The organism is Bifidobacterium sp. MSTE12 (assembly GCF_000513015.1).
In the GTDB taxonomy this organism is placed as follows: Bacteria; Actinomycetota; Actinomycetes; order Actinomycetales; family Bifidobacteriaceae; genus Bifidobacterium; species Bifidobacterium dentium.
Map to the genome: position 1 here is coordinate 77,795 of NZ_AZYA01000003.1, position 15,697 is coordinate 93,491.

Annotated in this window: 9 protein-coding genes; 1 reads left to right on the plus strand and 8 read right to left on the minus strand. The window is 59.3% G+C overall.

The window, feature by feature from the left end:
- Nucleotides 1–141: 141 nt before the first annotated feature.
- The 5 genes from HMPREF1494_RS00465 to aroC form a co-directional block, all read right to left on the minus strand.
- Nucleotides 142–1,803 carry a CTP synthase gene (locus tag HMPREF1494_RS00465; protein ID WP_034518279.1) on the minus strand — a complete coding sequence of 554 codons (1,662 nt, stop codon included), beginning with the start codon at nt 1,801–1,803 and terminating at the stop codon, nt 142–144.
- 125 nt (nt 1,804–1,928) lie between these two features.
- Nucleotides 1,929–7,001 carry a type I pullulanase gene (pulA, locus tag HMPREF1494_RS00470; RefSeq protein ID WP_034518281.1) on the minus strand — a complete coding sequence of 1,691 codons (5,073 nt, stop codon included), beginning with the start codon at nt 6,999–7,001 and terminating at the stop codon, nt 1,929–1,931.
- 470 nt (nt 7,002–7,471) lie between these two features.
- Nucleotides 7,472–7,921, minus strand: a complete 450-nt coding sequence (locus tag HMPREF1494_RS00475; RefSeq protein ID WP_034518285.1) for a type II 3-dehydroquinate dehydratase — start codon at nt 7,919–7,921, stop codon at nt 7,472–7,474.
- A gap of 45 nt (nt 7,922–7,966) precedes the next feature.
- Complete coding sequence (locus HMPREF1494_RS00480) at nt 7,967–9,586, minus strand: bifunctional shikimate kinase/3-dehydroquinate synthase (protein WP_034518288.1); 1,620 nt, start codon at nt 9,584–9,586, stop codon at nt 7,967–7,969.
- 12 nt (nt 9,587–9,598) lie between these two features.
- Complete coding sequence (gene aroC, locus HMPREF1494_RS00485) at nt 9,599–10,792, minus strand: chorismate synthase (RefSeq protein ID WP_034518291.1); 1,194 nt, start codon at nt 10,790–10,792, stop codon at nt 9,599–9,601.
- Nucleotides 10,793–10,839: 47 nt separating this feature from the next.
- On the opposite strand from aroC, the gene HMPREF1494_RS00490 reads away from it, so the two are divergent.
- On the plus strand, nt 10,840–11,310 hold the full coding sequence (locus HMPREF1494_RS00490; RefSeq protein ID WP_034518293.1) for a prepilin peptidase: 471 nt from the start codon (nt 10,840–10,842) through the stop codon (nt 11,308–11,310).
- Nucleotides 11,311–11,324: 14 nt separating this feature from the next.
- On the opposite strand, the gene mltG is transcribed toward HMPREF1494_RS00490, so the two are convergent.
- Genes mltG through alaS form a run of 3 tightly spaced genes read right to left on the minus strand, consistent with a single transcriptional unit; the run spans nt 11,325 to nt 15,664 of the window.
- Nucleotides 11,325–12,506, minus strand: a complete 1,182-nt coding sequence (gene mltG, locus HMPREF1494_RS00495) for an endolytic transglycosylase MltG (protein WP_003840350.1) — start codon at nt 12,504–12,506, stop codon at nt 11,325–11,327.
- Nucleotides 12,499–12,975, minus strand: coding sequence for a Holliday junction resolvase RuvX (gene ruvX / locus HMPREF1494_RS00500; RefSeq protein ID WP_003841910.1), 477 nt, complete (start codon nt 12,973–12,975; stop codon nt 12,499–12,501). The genes mltG and ruvX overlap by 8 nt, the downstream gene beginning before the upstream one ends.
- A gap of 10 nt (nt 12,976–12,985) precedes the next feature.
- Complete coding sequence (alaS, locus tag HMPREF1494_RS00505) at nt 12,986–15,664, minus strand: alanine--tRNA ligase (protein WP_003841911.1); 2,679 nt, start codon at nt 15,662–15,664, stop codon at nt 12,986–12,988.
- Nucleotides 15,665–15,697: the final 33 nt, after the last annotated feature.

Below are 15,697 nucleotides of genomic sequence, written 5' to 3' on the forward strand. Positions count from 1 at the left end.
CATTCACTGATTAGTACCTATGACAACCTAACAGAATGCATGGCTAAATACCAGTGACCCATTCGAAATTCGGCTTCCGACCAACGTGATGTATATAACAAAACGGGGAGCCGATTTATCGACTCCCCCGAATGCCTTCACTTAGCGTGCCTGCTGGTGGTCAAGTGCGGCCTTGACCAAACCCGCGAACAGCGGATGCGGCTTGGTCGGGCGGGACTTGAACTCCGGATGGGCCTGAGTGGCCACGAAGAACGGATGCACCTCACGAGGCAGTTCCACGAATTCGGTGAGCTCACCGTCGGGGCTTTGGCCTGAAATACGCAGTCCGGCTTCGCGCAGACGGTCCTTGTAGGCCACGTTCACTTCGTAACGATGACGATGACGCTCGGTGACATGCGTGGTGCCGTACAGTTCGGCAACGATGGAGCCTTCCTCCAGCTCGGCCGGATAGGAGCCCAGACGCATGGTGTGACCCATGTCGCCGTTACCGGCGACGATATCCTTCTGCTCCTCCATGGTGGCGATGACCGGATTTGCGCAGTCCGGCTCGAATTCGGAAGAATTCGCATCCTCGATGCCGAGTACGTCACGGGCGTATTCGATGACCATGGACTGCAGGCCGAGGCACAGACCAAGGGCAGGCAGCCCGTTTTCACGGGCATAACGCAGTGCACCGATCTTGCCGTCGATGCCACGGATGCCGAAACCGCCGGGAATCACGATGCCGTCGACCTGGTCGAGTGCGGCTGCCGCACCTTCCTCGGTGGCACATTTGTCGGCGGCCACCCACTTGACATTGACCTTGGCCCAGTTGGCGAAACCGCCGGCCTTGATGGCCTCGGTGACGGACAGGTAGGCGTCCGGCAGGTCGATGTACTTGCCGACGATGGCCACGTTGACCTCATGCTTCGGATGGTGCACGCGCTCGAGCAGATCCTCCCACTCATCCCAGTCGACATCGTGGAACGGCAGACCGAGCTCACGCACGACATAGGCGTCGAGCCCCTCGTCGAACAGGGTCTTCGGCACGTCGTAGATGCTCGGGGTATCCACGCAGTTGACCACGCCTTCGGAATCCACGTCGCACATCAGGGAGATCTTGTCCTTGATGGACTGGTTGAGCGGGCGGTCGGAGCGCAGCACCAGGGCATCCGGGGAGATGCCGAGCTGGCGCAGCATCATCACGGAATGCTGGGTCGGTTTGGTCTTGAGTTCGTGGGCGGCCGCAATGTACGGCACGAGGGAGACGTGCACGAACATGCAGTTGTCGGCACCCAGGTCGCGACGCACTTCGCGTGCGGCCTCGAGGAACGGCTGCGATTCGATATCGCCGACGGTGCCGCCGATCTCGGTGATGATCACGTCGACGTCATCGGAGGCCTGGGCACGCATGCGGGACTTGATTTCATTGGTGATGTGCGGAATGACCTGCACGCACTGGCCGAGATACTCGCCGGCACGTTCCTTGCGCAGCACCTCCTGATAGATCTGACCGGTGGTGACATTGGCCTTCTGGCTTAGGTATACGTCGAGGAAGCGCTCGTAGTGACCGATGTCGAGATCGGTTTCGGCACCATCTTCGGTGACGTAGACCTCACCATGCTGGAACGGATTCATCGTGCCCGGATCCACGTTGATGTACGGATCGAGCTTCTGCTGCAAAACCTTGATGCCACGGCTACGGAGCAGGCGGCCGAGGGAGGAGGCGGTCAGGCCTTTGCCGAGAGAGGAAACCACGCCACCGGTGACGAAAATATGCTTGGTAACGTGCTCTTGAGAATTGCCATGTTGTCTTCTAACCATGGAACTCCAGCCTATCATCGACGCATGACGCGGCGTGTTTCGACCATATGGGAAAGGTGGGGTCGCCTTCCATTACGACGACCCCACCCTGCAGGAGTGGAACAACGTTCAAACGATCATATTGGCTATAGGCTGTTCTCCTTTCCGCTTCTCACGATCAGCACGGTTCCGGAAACGATGGCCAGCAACACCGCCACCAGCATGATGCCGGATATGTCGGTGCCGGTCGCGGCGACTCCGGCCGATGCGGCCGATGCGCCCTTCGCGCCGTTGGAAGACGGCTTGTTGGCGGATGGCTTGACCGGGACGGTCTTGCCATTGTCAGTCTTGCCATTGTCGGCCTTGCCGCCGTCCTTCTTCGCCGTGTCAAGCTGCAACACGGTGGCAGACAACGCGCCGGCGGCATACGAACCGTCCTTGTCCACGGTCACGGTGGCGACATCGGCATTCACCTTGCCATCGGCGATCAGCGTTTTGTAGGAGCCGGAATCAAGGCCTTCGATCTTGGCGGCATCGGCATTGGCGTTGAAGATCACCACGTACGTGCCGCTCTCGTCCTTGACCCGATAGGCCACCACGCCGTCGGCGGACTTGATCAGTTTGACATCCTTGCCGATATCATCGTAGTCGGTCAGCCGTAGCGCCTTGATCTGCTTGCGCAGTTTGATCAGACCCTTGACGTAGTCGACGGAGTCGGCATACTGCGTGGTACGGTCCCAATCGATGGCATTCATGGCGTCACCGGTGTTGTAGCTGTTGCCGTTGCCGCCTTTGGTGCGCAGAAATTCCTGACCGAGCTGGATGGCCGGGATGCCTTCCGACAGGTACACGATGGAATCGGCGAGCTTGGCACGGGCCACGGTGGTGGCATCGTCATCCGTCGGGACCGAGGCGCGCAGCTTGTCGTACAGGGTCATGTTGTCATGGATTTCGGCGTAGTTGACCACCTGACCGGCATCCGCGTAATGATCCTGCGCATTGCCGTTCCAACAGGTCGTATCCGCATCCGCATCATACCGGCATCCGAGCGCATTGTGCGCGATGAGCCCCTCCTGTCCGGCCTTGCCGGAGACGAAGCCCGTGTCGGTGTCGGAGAATACGGAACCCTTGATCCCATCGCGAATGGAATCGTTGAAGAAGGCGATACCGTTGTTCTTGCCATTGGAGGCCACTTCATAGGCGTTCGGTTGGATGGTCATCCTGCTCTTATCCATCGTGGTGTTCATATCCCAGCCTTCACCGAGGATGATGATGGATGGATCGATCTTGTCGAGCGCGGCACGGACCTCCTTCATCGTCTCAAGGTCGATCAGACCCATGAGATCGAATCGGAAGCCGTCTACGTTGTAGTTCTTGGCCCAGTAGGTCACCGAATCGACGATGTACTTGCGCATCATCTTGCGTTCGGAGGCGGTATCGTTGCCGCAACCGGAATTGTTGACGAGCGCACCGTTGGCATCGTACCGGAAGTAGTAGCCCGGAACCGTCTTGTTGAACGAGTGGTTGGCCGCGTTATAGACATGGTTGTAGACCACATCCATAATCACGCGAATGTCGTTCTTGTGCAGTTCCTTGACCATCTGCTTCATTTCGGCGACACGTGTGCTCGGATTGCTTGGATCGGAGGAATACGAACCTTCCGGCACATTGTAGTTCTCCGGATCGTAGCCCCAGTTCTGCGCGCCGGCGGCGTTGTAGCTCAGGTCACCGGTCTCGTTGACGGAACCGTAGTCGTACATCGGCATGATCTGCACGTGACTGACGCCCAGGGACTTCAGATAGTCCAGGCCGGAAGTCGCACCCTTGGCGGTCTTCGTGCCGGATTGCACGACACCGAGGTACTTGCCCTGCCTGTCGGCGGCGATGCCGGAGTCCGGACTGATTGAGAAGTCACGGATGTTCATCTCAGCGATGGTGGCGTCGGTGGTCTTGCCGAAGGCCGGCATGCGATCGCCTGCGGAACCCATGTCCTTCTGGGAAAGCACGACGGAACGCTCGCCGTTGGCCACCGCGGCGGTGGCGTACGGATCGGCGGAGACGTTCACCGTGCCGTCCGCAAAGGTGAGCTGGTAGGCGTAGGCCGTGCCGGAGGCCAGCTTCTTCACGGTGGCACTCCACACGCCCTTGTCTTCGCCCGTCATGTCGATGGTCTTGTCGACTTCGGCGTTCGGATCGGCGGACCTGTAGGTAACGAGCTTGACGTTGGTGGCGGTCGGAGCCCACACCTTGAAACCGGTCTGGTTCTTCTGGAACGTCGCGCCCAGGTCATCGCCGCTGTAGGCGTACTTCTTGTCGAAGGCGTCCGTACGGACCACCGCGCCGGCGATGGCGTCCTGAGAACCGAAGTCCTTGACTTCGACCGTGTACCTGCCACGAACGTCAAGATCCTTGTCGGTGGTGACGATCACCTTGTTGCCGTCGGTTTTGACGTTCTTGATCTTGACGCTCTTGCCGCCGGCGTCCGTGACGGAGATCTTGCCGTCCAGGTCGTCCGCGGAGACCTTCTTGGAAAGTTTGGCGGACAACTGGTTAGTGTCGGAAATCTCGGCGGACTTCACGGAAGCCCCAAGGGATGGGCGTGAGGAGTACACCGTAGCGTCGCCACTCATCAGCCACACCTCGGCGGAGGCATTGCCGTCGGCATCGAACACGAGTGCGTCGGAGGGGATCTTATGATCGGAATCATCCGGATCCTTGGCCTTCCACGCGTCCTTGCCGTAACGGCGTAGCATGCCGATATCGGAAACGCCGTCGTTGTTGTAGTAGGTGTAGTTGGTGAAGGAATATTCCGCCACCTCTCCCCAATCGTCATGAGAGGCGAAGGTGGCGGCCCCGCCGTTCCAATTGGAGGCCCAGGTCCAGATGTCCCACTGCGGAACGGTGACGCTGGTGTCTTCGGCGTTGTAGTACAGGCCGTCGTCGCGGTTGTAGTGGACCTTTACCGTGACGGCGTTGGCCTTGCACGCATAGTCCGATGGTGCCGAATCCAGGGTCTCGATGGTGGTTGATTCGCCCTGATCCTGGTACTTGGTGCCATCGATCCACACCTCGGCGGTGCCATCGGCGTTTACCGTGGCACTGCGGTCGGCACCATACTTGTTCCACTCGCTGGTGGTGATGATGAAGCCGAACTTGTCATACTTGCCGTCGAAGGTGAGCACGGCGACCTTGCCCCAGCAATCGGTGCCGGTGAATGCGTGGTGTTCGGCGCTCATGCCGGCACCGTTCGCATCGGTGCCCCACACGTACACGCCGCGATTGTCCGAGTCTCCGGAGGGCTTGTAGTGCACGACGAGACGTGTCTGCCCGCCGATGGATTCGGGGTTGCCCACGGTCGAGGTCTGGTCGGCCACGCCCACATAGGTGATGCCCGCGTTGGCGGAGTAATTGCCTCCGCCCTTCGGGTTCTCCCACTGGTCGGTATCCGCGTCGTGGAACACGAAGTCGATCTTCTTGCCTTTGGTGCTGATGGTGGCGGTGTAATAGCCTTGCGCATCAAGGATCATATCGGCGTCCGGTTGGTTCCATTCGTCGCCGAGACCGTAGTGGACCTTCGGGGTCTTCCAGCTGGAGTCGGCGGGCTTGTAGTAGATGGTGACGCTCCTGTCATCGGGCAGTGCGTCATCTTCCTCCTGGCTCACGTCGGGATCGGACGGATCGGTGGTCGCGGAGAAGGCCGGGTGCGAGTCCTTGGTGGATCCGGCATACAACGCAATGGCGGAATGCGCCGGTACGGTAGCCTCCACCTTGCCGCCCTTGACGGTCACGGTCTTGGAGCAATCCATGGTGGCGTACACGTTGCAGTATTCGCCGTCCGCGAGGGATGTCGCGTATGACGCGTCTTTGTCGTTCTTGCCGTTGTTGATGGCGATGAAGCCCTTGTTGCCACGGGAGAAGGCGATGTTGTCCCCACCGTCGTCCTGCCAGTCGGTCACTTCGGTGCCGTTGACGTAGTTGCGCAGGGCGATCATGCCGCGGGTGGAGGTCCAGCGTTGCTCGCAGTTCCAGTCGGAATCATTGGTGGAGCAGACCTTGTCCATGTCCACGTCCGGTACGGAGGTTGCGGTCGCTCCGGGCGCACCGTCGTCGCCGTTACTCCACTTGTAATCGGAGATCAGACGTGGGGTGCCGTAATCGTAGGCCAGCATGAAGGCGTTGGCCAGCTGGTACTTGGCACCGTCCTTATAGGTCAGTGCGCCTTCGTTGCGTGCGGTGTCCCAGTTGGTGACGAACACGTTGGCGTCTTCGGAGGAAAGATCCTTGCTCAGCCGTTCATCCAGTCCTTTGAGATTGGCGATCTTGTCTTTGAAAGCCTGATTCATCTCGGACTTGAAGCCGAATTCGGTTACGGTGCCGTTCTGCACATAATTGCTTGGCTGAATGCCCGCGGCTTCTGAGGAGTTGCCGATGACTTCCTGAATCCAATAGATGTCATCCGCATTCTTGCCGATCTTCTGCGCGAACTTCTCCTTGATCGCCTTCATGCTGCTGGTATTGATGTGCTTGACGGCATCCATCCGGAACGCGCGCACGCCGGCATTCCACAGCGATACCAGGTAATCGGACTGGATGTCCTGCACCTTCTCGCTTTCGGAGTCGAAATCCCACATGGAGCTCAGGCGGCATTCCTGAACTTCCCACTGGTTGCCGTAGTCGGAAATGTTCTTGGTGCAGCTATGGAAGTCGGAGGCGGTGATGCCGTCCGGATACCGCTTGGTGGCGAAGCCCGGATAGGATCCGGTGGAGCCGTTGTAATCACTGCCGGCCACGCCCTTCTGTTCTCCGGCTGCGACGTCGGAACCGGTGGTCTGATTGATTACGACATCGGCGATGATGTCTACGCCGGCGGCGTTGCACTGCTTGATCATGTTCTTGAATTCGGCCTCGGTGCCGAGTTTGGAATCAAGTCTGTAGCTCACCGGCTGGTAACTCGTCCACCACTGTGTGCCTTGAATGGATTCCTGCGGCGGCGACACTTCCACATATGCCACGCCTTCAGGTCCATAGGTGTCGGTGCATTCCTTGGCAATCGTGTTCCAGCTTTGCTGGAAGGCGATGACCTGCACATCCTTCTTCGCGCTCGTCCGCGCTTCAGACTGGGCCTGGGCCATTGTCGGCACCACAAGCGTGGCACACGACATGGCCACGGCGACGCCAATCGCCACCACCCGGCCAATCGGTCGATTCTGGACGGCCATAACTCTCCGTTCTCATCATCGAGATCAGCGAACGAGTTCCTCAACAGAACCCCATCGTCTGACAACGTATGCGTCATTTGCACTCGCCGGTAGCGAGCAACCCAAGACACACTCTGCGATGAATGTGCATACGTTTGCACCTTAAGTTGCGCTTTATAGTACCGGAAAAGCTGCGTAAGGCAATGAAACAGCGTGACCCCTTGTGCCGTAAGCCAAACTTCGAATCGCCCGTATGCAATCCGTCACAAGCACTTCCCCTCGTGTATGCAATCATGGCAATATATTCTTGCCGTATTGCTGCAAACACGATTATTTTTCATGAACTGACGCAATTCTCGACATTCTGCCATCCGGTTTCGTACTCATTGTCCGAGACGTATCGGAACTTCGGAAAGCCGTGACGGCATAATGAAAGTCGGATGCCGTTTCCTCCGGCATCCGACTGCGACATCATGTGCAACCAGGCGATTCTACCTGTCTTCAAGCAGATGGGCCACGGCGTCGAGGGCAAGCTTGTAACCGTAGAATCCCATACCGGTGATGGTACCGGTGGCGACCGGCGAAATCACGGAGCGCTTACGGAACTCGTCTCGTGCGGACGGGTTGGAGATGTGCACTTCCATCAGTGGCAGGCCTTCATCAATCACCATATGGGCGGCGTCGGCCAAGCCGTAGGAGTAGTGCGTGAAGGCGGCCGGGTTCATGACGATCGGCGTTTTCTCGTCAACCGCCTGATGCATCCAACCGATCATCTCGGCCTCGTCATCGCTCTGGCGCACCTCCACGTCAAGACCGAGCTCCTTGCCCCATTCGGCGCACAGCGTGCGCAGAGTCTCAAGATCCTGCCTGCCATACACGTCTGGCTGGCGTACACCGAGGCGACCGAGGTTCGGTCCGTTGACAACCACTACTTTGGTCATGATCACTTCCTTACGATTCTTGTCAGCCGCTTTCCGCCGGCCATGTCAGTGCTGAATGCGGCGGAATGCCTCTTCGACGGCATCCGCCGGCGGATCCTCAAGATGAATCGGATGGCCGATGCCGTCGAGAACCACGAAACGCAGCTTGTTGCCGCGGGCCTTCTTATCACGGTGCATGAGGGCGAGCACATCATCCCACGTTCCGTTGTTCCACGAAGTCGGCAGGCCCAGCGAGCCAAGCAGTGAACGATGATAGTCCACCAGATCCCGATCGATATAGCCCAGCAGATGTGACAGTTCGGCGGCATAGATGCAACCGACTGCGACGGCATTGCCGTGCCTCCAGCGGAAATGTTCGAGCTTCTCGATGGCATGTCCGAGCGTGTGTCCGTAATTCAGGAATTCACGCAATCCCGCCTCCTTGAGGTCGGCGGATACATGATAGGCCTTCACGGTCACGGTGCGTTCGATCAGCTCGGCGACGACTTCCTTCAAATTGGAATCAAGGAAGGTAGCGCCATCAAAGGAACGCAGCTCATCGGCATGATCTTCGAGAATCCTCAGAATCTCAGGGTCCTTGATGAAACCGGACTTCGCAACCTCGCCCAGACCTTCGATGAAGATATCATTGGGCAGGGAGACAAGCGTTTTCATATCGGCGAGCACGCCGGCCGGCGTGTAGAACGAACCGACCAGATTCTTGCCCTGTGGCGTGTTGATACCCGTCTTGCCGCCAGTGGAGGCATCCACCATGGCCAGCAAGGATGTCGGACAGTTCACGTAGCGGATGCCACGCATCCATGTGGCGGCTACGAAACCGGCCAGATCGGTGGCCGCACCACCTCCCAGACCGACGATTGCATCGGAACGGGTGAATCCCTCGTCTCCCAGACGCTGCCAGATGCCGTTGGCCACGTCGATGGTCTTGCCGGCTTCGGCGTCGGGAATCACGATGTCATACACTTCGTATCCGCCCTGGCGCAACAAGGTGCGTGCCCGGTCGGAATGACGCTGCACCGGCTGGGTGTGGATAAGCGCCACTTTGGAGGGCTTGTCCCCCAATACCTGCGCAAGCTGGTTCATCGCACCTTCGCCGATGCTCACGTCGTAAGGCTCGATCGTGGCACCGGTGACATGTACGGTTCGTTGAGCGATCATATCCATCAGCTTTCTCGCCGCGGCCTGCGGCGTTTGACCATGCGTGCGCACATGCACGTTCGCGACCTGCCTAAATACCGGATCACGATCACGGTACAGCTTCTTCCAACGCTCGTTGGCATCGCCGTTCAGCATCGGTCGGCCACCGCCACGATTGGCTCGCTCCATGGCTTCCTTGGGGTCGGCCATCAGATAGACGACCTTGCCTCCGTCCGCGATGTAGTCGGTAAGCCCCTTCTGGATGGATATGGTCATCGGCGCGCCCCCACCCAGCGAGAAGATACCGTCGAAATCCTCAAGGATGTCAAGTACGACATCGCTTTCAAGATCACGGAACGCCGGTTCGCCATAGCGTTCGAAATATTCCGGAATCCTCATGCCGGCGTCATGTTCGATCTCGCTGTCGGCATCCAGGAACGGCAGATTCATCATCTGCGCGACTTCTCTGCCGACGCGGGTCTTTCCCGCCCCCATCATGCCGATGATCACGGCAACGGGCCTATGCATCGTCACGACGCATCACCTCATGTGTTCCGGCCAAGAGGCCAGATAGTTCTCGGCGTTACGCCTGGTTTCGGCTACGTTGTCGCCGCCGAACTTCTCCAGCACATATGCGGCGACGGTGAGCCTCACCATCGCTTCGGCCACGACCGCTGCCGCCGGCACCGCGGTGTTGTCAGAACGCTGGTTGATGGCCTGCGCGGCTTCGCCGGTGGTCACGTCAACGGTCCTCAACGCCTTCGGAATGGACGGAATCGGCTTCATCGCGGCACGCACCACGATCGGCTGACCGTTCGACATGCCGCCTTCAATACCGCCTGCCCGGTTACTCAGGCGTGCAATGCGCCCGTCTTCACCGACCACCATCTCATCATGGGCTTCGGAACCCGGCCGCATGGCCTCAAGGAAACCATCGCCGATTTCCACGCCCTTGATGGCCTGGATTCCCATGACCGCGCTGGCAAGAGCCGCATCCAAGCGGCGATCGGACTCCACATAGGTGCCGACGCCTGCGGGAACACCGTACACCACGACTTCAATCACCCCGCCCAAGGTATCGGCATTGTCCTTGGCCTCGTCGATGCGGGCGATCATTCGTTCCTCGGCCGTCTTGTCAAGCGTACGCACCGGCGAGGCGTCCAAAGCCTCGAGATCTTCCGGCTTGGGCAACACCGCCTCGGCAGGGTCGGTAATGCCCGCACCGCCGATGGATAGCACGTGGGAGACCGTACGGATACCGAACGTCTGCTCGAGGAACTGTTTGGCCACTTCTCCCAAAGCCACACGAGAAGCGGTTTCACGTGCGCTGGAACGTTCCAGCACCGGTCTCGCGTCATCAAAACCGTACTTGCGCATGCCGGTCAGATCGGCATGGCCCGGGCGTGGACGGGACAGCGGCGCATTGCGTCCCTCGCGAGGAATGTCGTGGTCAAGCGGATCCGCACTCATCACTTCCGTCCACTTCGGCCATTCCGTATTGGCAATTTCGATGGCCACCGGGGAGCCGATGGTCTCGCCAAAACGTACGCCGGTAAGCATGCGCACCTTGTCCTGTTCGAACTTCATGCGTGCACCACGGCCATAGCCGAGACGACGGCGCGCCAATGCGCCGACGATATCCTCCGTGGTAATGTGGATGCCCGCAGGCAGCCCTTCGATCATGGCGACAAGTGCCTCGCCGTGCGATTCGCCTGCTGTCTGCCAGCGCAACATGCCCTCTCCTTTTCTACCGAATGCAACTAGTGGACTATCTTAACGGTATGTGGTACATGATTTGCCTGCCGAGTCTGCTTTGTGGACTGGCCGTCAGCGTCGAGGACGTTCGCGCGCGCCGTGTTCCCCGCGCATGGATTGCCGTGGGCTGCATGGCGCAGATCATCGTGAACATCATCTACGCGCTATCCGTCAATGCGCTGTTCCTCGCACTGCAATCCCTCCTCTTCGCCATGCTCGCCGCCGTCCTGCAGTGCGCACTCGCCCTGATCAGACCGGGGGCACTCGGCTTCGGTGATGTGACCGTCACGTCGGTCATGGGATTGGGCGTAGGCATGTTCGGCCTGTACGCCATGGTGCTGTGGTGGCTGTTCATCGCCGTCATCGGCCTGCTGTGGATCGCCTTCTGGACCCGTTTCGACCCGCAGAGGCATACGCAATATGCCGGCAGAACGCCGTTCGCCCCGGCAATCGTGGTAGCCGGGGCGATCAGTATCGCGATCTGCGCCCTGCTGTAGCACCTGAACCGCGACTAATTGGCGTTTTCGTTGTTGTTCTTGTATTCGTCGCGAATCTTCCAGAACTCGTCTTCGGTTTCGACGAACTTCGTTTCACCGGTCTTCAGATTGGTGGTCACGAAATACAGCCATTTACCTTCCGGCGGGTCCATGGCCGCGGTGATGGCACCGTCTCCCGGATTGCTGATCGGAGTCGGCGGCAGTCCCTTGTTGATTCGTGTGTTGTACGGATTACTGGAATCGTTCAGCTGGTCGTCCGTCAGCTGGCTGGCGGAAATACCCAGACCATAGGCGACGGTGGTATCCATGCCCAAGGGCATGCCCGCATCGATGCGGTTGAGAATCACCCGCGCGACCTTCCCGTAGTATTGCTCGCTGCCGACCTCGGATTCGGCGATGGACGCGATGATCAGGATGCGCTCACGGTCGCTTCCCGTGGGCACGCCAAGCTTGTCGAGTTTGGCTATGCGCGCCTCCACCATGGCCTTGATGATGTCTTCGGCCGATTTGTTCTGGGCATCATAGGTTCCCGGTTCGAACCAGCCTTCGAATTTGCCGCCCGCCTCACTCGGCAGAATGCCATCGCCACCACCGTCGATGACGCTCTGGAATTCCGAAACATCCTTGCCGGAAGCCTGCGCGGCGGCGGTGATCACATCGGACACGCGTTCGCCGGCCCTCACCTCCACGAAACCACCGGCCTGACTCTGATCGGAAAGGATCTTCGCCACATCGGAAGCCTTCATATGCGTCTTCAGCGAATACGTTCCCGGATACAGTGTGAAATCGCCTGCGGACACGGCATTGGTGAACGCGTCGACGGATTTGACGATGTCGGCCTTGACGAGATTCTGCGCGATTTCGGAAGCACCCTGCCCGGATTCCACGGTAAAGCTCACGTCCTGATCTCCAGGACCTGAATAATCCTCAACCTGAATCTGCTCATCGGCGGTGTTGATCGCCTTCCAATGCTTCAGCATGCGAATGCCGAAAATCGATCCGACCGCAATCAGGGCGACCACTACGATGACCGCAATCCATGTGATGATACGACGGTGTTTGCGTTTCGCACGGTGTCTGCGCATGTCACGACGAGATTTCGGCGGTTCCGGAGGCAACGCCGAGGTGAAGGTCTCCTGCGCAGGTTCAACCCATTGTGCGTTGTCGGAGAAAAAATCATCCAGATGCTCAGCCATCGATCGCTCCTCTGTACCTCTCTGCGCGGTCCAATGCTGTCTGCAGAATCACTACGGCAGACTGCTGATCAACCATCGGACGATGCCTGCGACCACCGATTTGCGCATCGAACAGTTGCTGGTGCGCGGTCACCGTGGTCAAACGTTCATCGACCAATTCAATTGTCGGAATGACATTGAGCGGTTCCGACTCATCCTGTGCCGCCGCCCGCATTCTTTTTTCCAGATTAGCAGCCCAACGTCGTGCCTTCTTGGCACTTTTGCCTGCTTCGCCGTTCAACAGCAACGGCAGACCCACCACCACATGATCCACCGATTCGTCCTCAATGACGTCGATGACCTCATCCAATGCCCGGAATGAATCCCCATAAACCTGAATATTGCCCGCGGGGTGGGCAAGGGTGAGCTCGGGGTCGGACAGTGCAAGCCCGACCCTGGCATCACCCAAGTCAACTCCAAGCCATACCATGCCCGGAGGTTCAGCCCTTCATGGCCTGATCGACCAGAGCCTCGAGCGCGGCGTCGATCTTGGTGGCATCGGAGCCGCCACCCTGAGCGAAGTCGGGCTTGCCGCCACCGCCACCGCCAAGGATCTTGGAGGCGCCACGGACCAGGTCGCCGGCCTTGATGCCCTGCTTGCGTGCGGCATCGTTGGTGGCCACGGCGACCATCGGTTTACCGTCTTCGTTCACGCCGGCGAGAGCCACGACGACCGGCATATCCTCGCCAAGCTGCCCTCGAACGTCGAGCACGGTCTTGCGCAGGGCATCAAAGGAACCAAAATGTCCCACATTCTTGGAAGCCACCTTGACGGGAGCCTGAGAGGCCTTGGCATCGGCGACGAGAGCCGGCACGGAAGCGGCCAGCTGGCCTTCGTACATGGCGGCTAGGCGACGATCGGATTCCTTAAGCTTGGCCAACAGCGTATTCACACGTTCGGCCAGCTCATCCGGACGGGCGTTGAGCTGATCGGAAAGCTGGGAAACCAAGGCATGCTCACGGGCGTTGAATTCGTAGGCGCTCTGTCCGACCAGCGCATCCACACGGCGTACGCCGGAACCGATGGAGGCTTCGGACATGATGTTGACGGCGCCGATCTTACCGACGTGGTCGATGTGCGTACCACCGCACAGCTCACGGCTCCAGCCATCCTCGCCGATGGAGACCACACGCACGACGTCGCCGTACTTTTCGCCGAACAGGTGCATGGCACCCAAGGCGATGGCGTCATCGAACTTCATTTCCTGTGTGGTAACGGACAGGTTATCACGGATGCGATCGTTCACTCGGGCTTCGACGGCGTCCATCACGGATCTTGCCGGAGCCTTGGACCACTGGAAATCGAAGCGCAGACGGTTCGGAGCGTCCTCGGATCCACGCTGGGTGGCCTGCGGGCCGAGTTCCTCGCGCAGAGCCTTATGAACCATGTGGGTGGCGGTGTGGGAACGTGCGATGGCACCACGACGGTCGAGGTCGATGTTGGCGTTGACCTCGGCGCCCACCACCAGCGTGCCTTCGGTCAGGCGGCACTGATGCACGATGAGGTCCTTGATTGGTTTCTGCACATCATCGACTTCAAGCACGGCACCGTCGTCGGAAAGGATCTCACCTTGGTCGGCGAGCTGACCACCGGCCTCCGCATAGAACGGAGTACGGTCGAGGATGACCTCGATGTTGGCCGGACCGGTGACGGCAGGTACGGAACCCTTGCCTTCCTGCATGATGCCGATCACGCGGGCGCGCGCCGACATATCGGTGTAGCCCAAGAAGTCAATCGGCTGGACAAGCGTTTTCTTGAAATCGTCATAGACGGACAGATCCACATTGTGACGCTTCTTCAACGCATCGGCACGGGCACGGCTCTTCTGTTCGGCCATGAGCTCGCGGAATTTGGCCTCATCGACCTTCACGCCCTGTTCCTCGGCCATTTCAAGGGTCAGCTCGATCGGGAAGCCATAGGTGTCGTGCAGCTTGAAAGCGTCATCACCGGAAACGACGGTCTTGCCGGACTCCTTGGCCTTGGCCACGGCCAGGTCGAAGATCTCGGTGCCGGACTCGAGGGTACGACGGAATGCGTCCTCCTCGCCGTAGGCGGATTCGGATACCTCATGGAATGTGCTCTCCAGCTCCGGATAGCTCGGGACCATGGCCTCCTTGGAGACGGGGAACAGGGTCGGCAGCACCGGATCGGTCACGCCGAGGGCGCGCATGGCCTTGACGGTGCGGCGCAGCAATCGGCGCAGCACATAACCACGGCCGTTGTTGGACGGACGCACACCGTCTGACATGATCATAAGGGCGGACCGCACATGGTCGGCGACCACGCGGAACTTGACGTCCATGGCCTCATCGTCGCCGTAGGTACGGCCGGACAGCTTCTGGGCGGCCTCGATGACCGGGAAGACCTCATCGGTCTCGTAGATGTTCTGCTTGCCCTGCAACAGGTAGGCGAGACGCTCCAGACCGGCGCCGGTATCGATGTTCTTGTTCTCGAGCTCGCCGACGATATGCAAGTCGGTCTTGGACTTGACGTTGTCGACCTCATAGTTTTCGAACACGAGATCCCAGATCTCGATATAACGGTTTTCATCGGCGATCGGGCCGCCCTCGACGCCGTATTGAGGTCCACGGTCAACGTAGATCTCGGAGCAAGGGCCACCTGGGCCGGGGCCGCCGGTGGTCCAGAAGTTGTCTTCCATGCCCATGATCTGGATATGCTCTGGATCGACGCCTTCGTTCTTCCACATCGAGCGGGCTTCCTCGTCATCGGTGAAGGTGGTCATCCACAGCTTTTCCGGATCGAAGCCGTAGCCGCCCTGGTCCTGCGGGGTGGTCAGCAACTCATATGCGTAATGGATGGCCTCCTCCTTGAAGTAATCACCGAAGGAGAAGTTGCCGAGCATCTGGAAGAAGGTGCCGTGACGGGTGGTCTTGCCGACCTCGTCGATGTCCAGGGTACGCACGCACTTCTGGTTGGAGGCCATACGGTTCTTCGGCGGAGTCTGCTCGCCCATGAGGTACGGGATGAACGGGACCATGCCTGCGATGGTGAACAGGGTGGTCGGATTCGGCGAGATCAGCGACGCGGAAGGCACGATAAGGTGATCATGCTTCTGGAAATAATCAAGGTAGCGCTTCGCGATTTCAGAAGTGCGCATGTGAGATTGAGCTCCTTTATTGCCGGAGGGTCT

Bases quoted from the DNA above. Each gene is read 5' to 3' on its own strand.
- ruvX (WP_003841910.1), bottom strand. From the start codon at position 12,975: ATGGTATGGCTTGGAGTTGACTTGGGTGATGCCAGGGTCGGGCTTGCA.
- HMPREF1494_RS00490 (WP_034518293.1), top strand. From the start codon at position 10,840: ATGTGGTACATGATTTGCCTGCCGAGTCTGCTTTGTGGACTGGCCGTC.
- HMPREF1494_RS00465 (WP_034518279.1), bottom strand. From the start codon at position 1,803: ATGGTTAGAAGACAACATGGCAATTCTCAAGAGCACGTTACCAAGCAT.
- aroC (WP_034518291.1), bottom strand. From the start codon at position 10,792: ATGTTGCGCTGGCAGACAGCAGGCGAATCGCACGGCGAGGCACTTGTC.
- mltG (WP_003840350.1), bottom strand. From the start codon at position 12,506: ATGGCTGAGCATCTGGATGATTTTTTCTCCGACAACGCACAATGGGTT.
- HMPREF1494_RS00475 (WP_034518285.1), bottom strand. From the start codon at position 7,921: ATGACCAAAGTAGTGGTTGTCAACGGACCGAACCTCGGTCGCCTCGGT.
- HMPREF1494_RS00480 (WP_034518288.1), bottom strand. From the start codon at position 9,586: ATGCATAGGCCCGTTGCCGTGATCATCGGCATGATGGGGGCGGGAAAG.
- pulA (WP_034518281.1), bottom strand. From the start codon at position 7,001: ATGGCCGTCCAGAATCGACCGATTGGCCGGGTGGTGGCGATTGGCGTC.
- alaS (WP_003841911.1), bottom strand. From the start codon at position 15,664: ATGCGCACTTCTGAAATCGCGAAGCGCTACCTTGATTATTTCCAGAAG.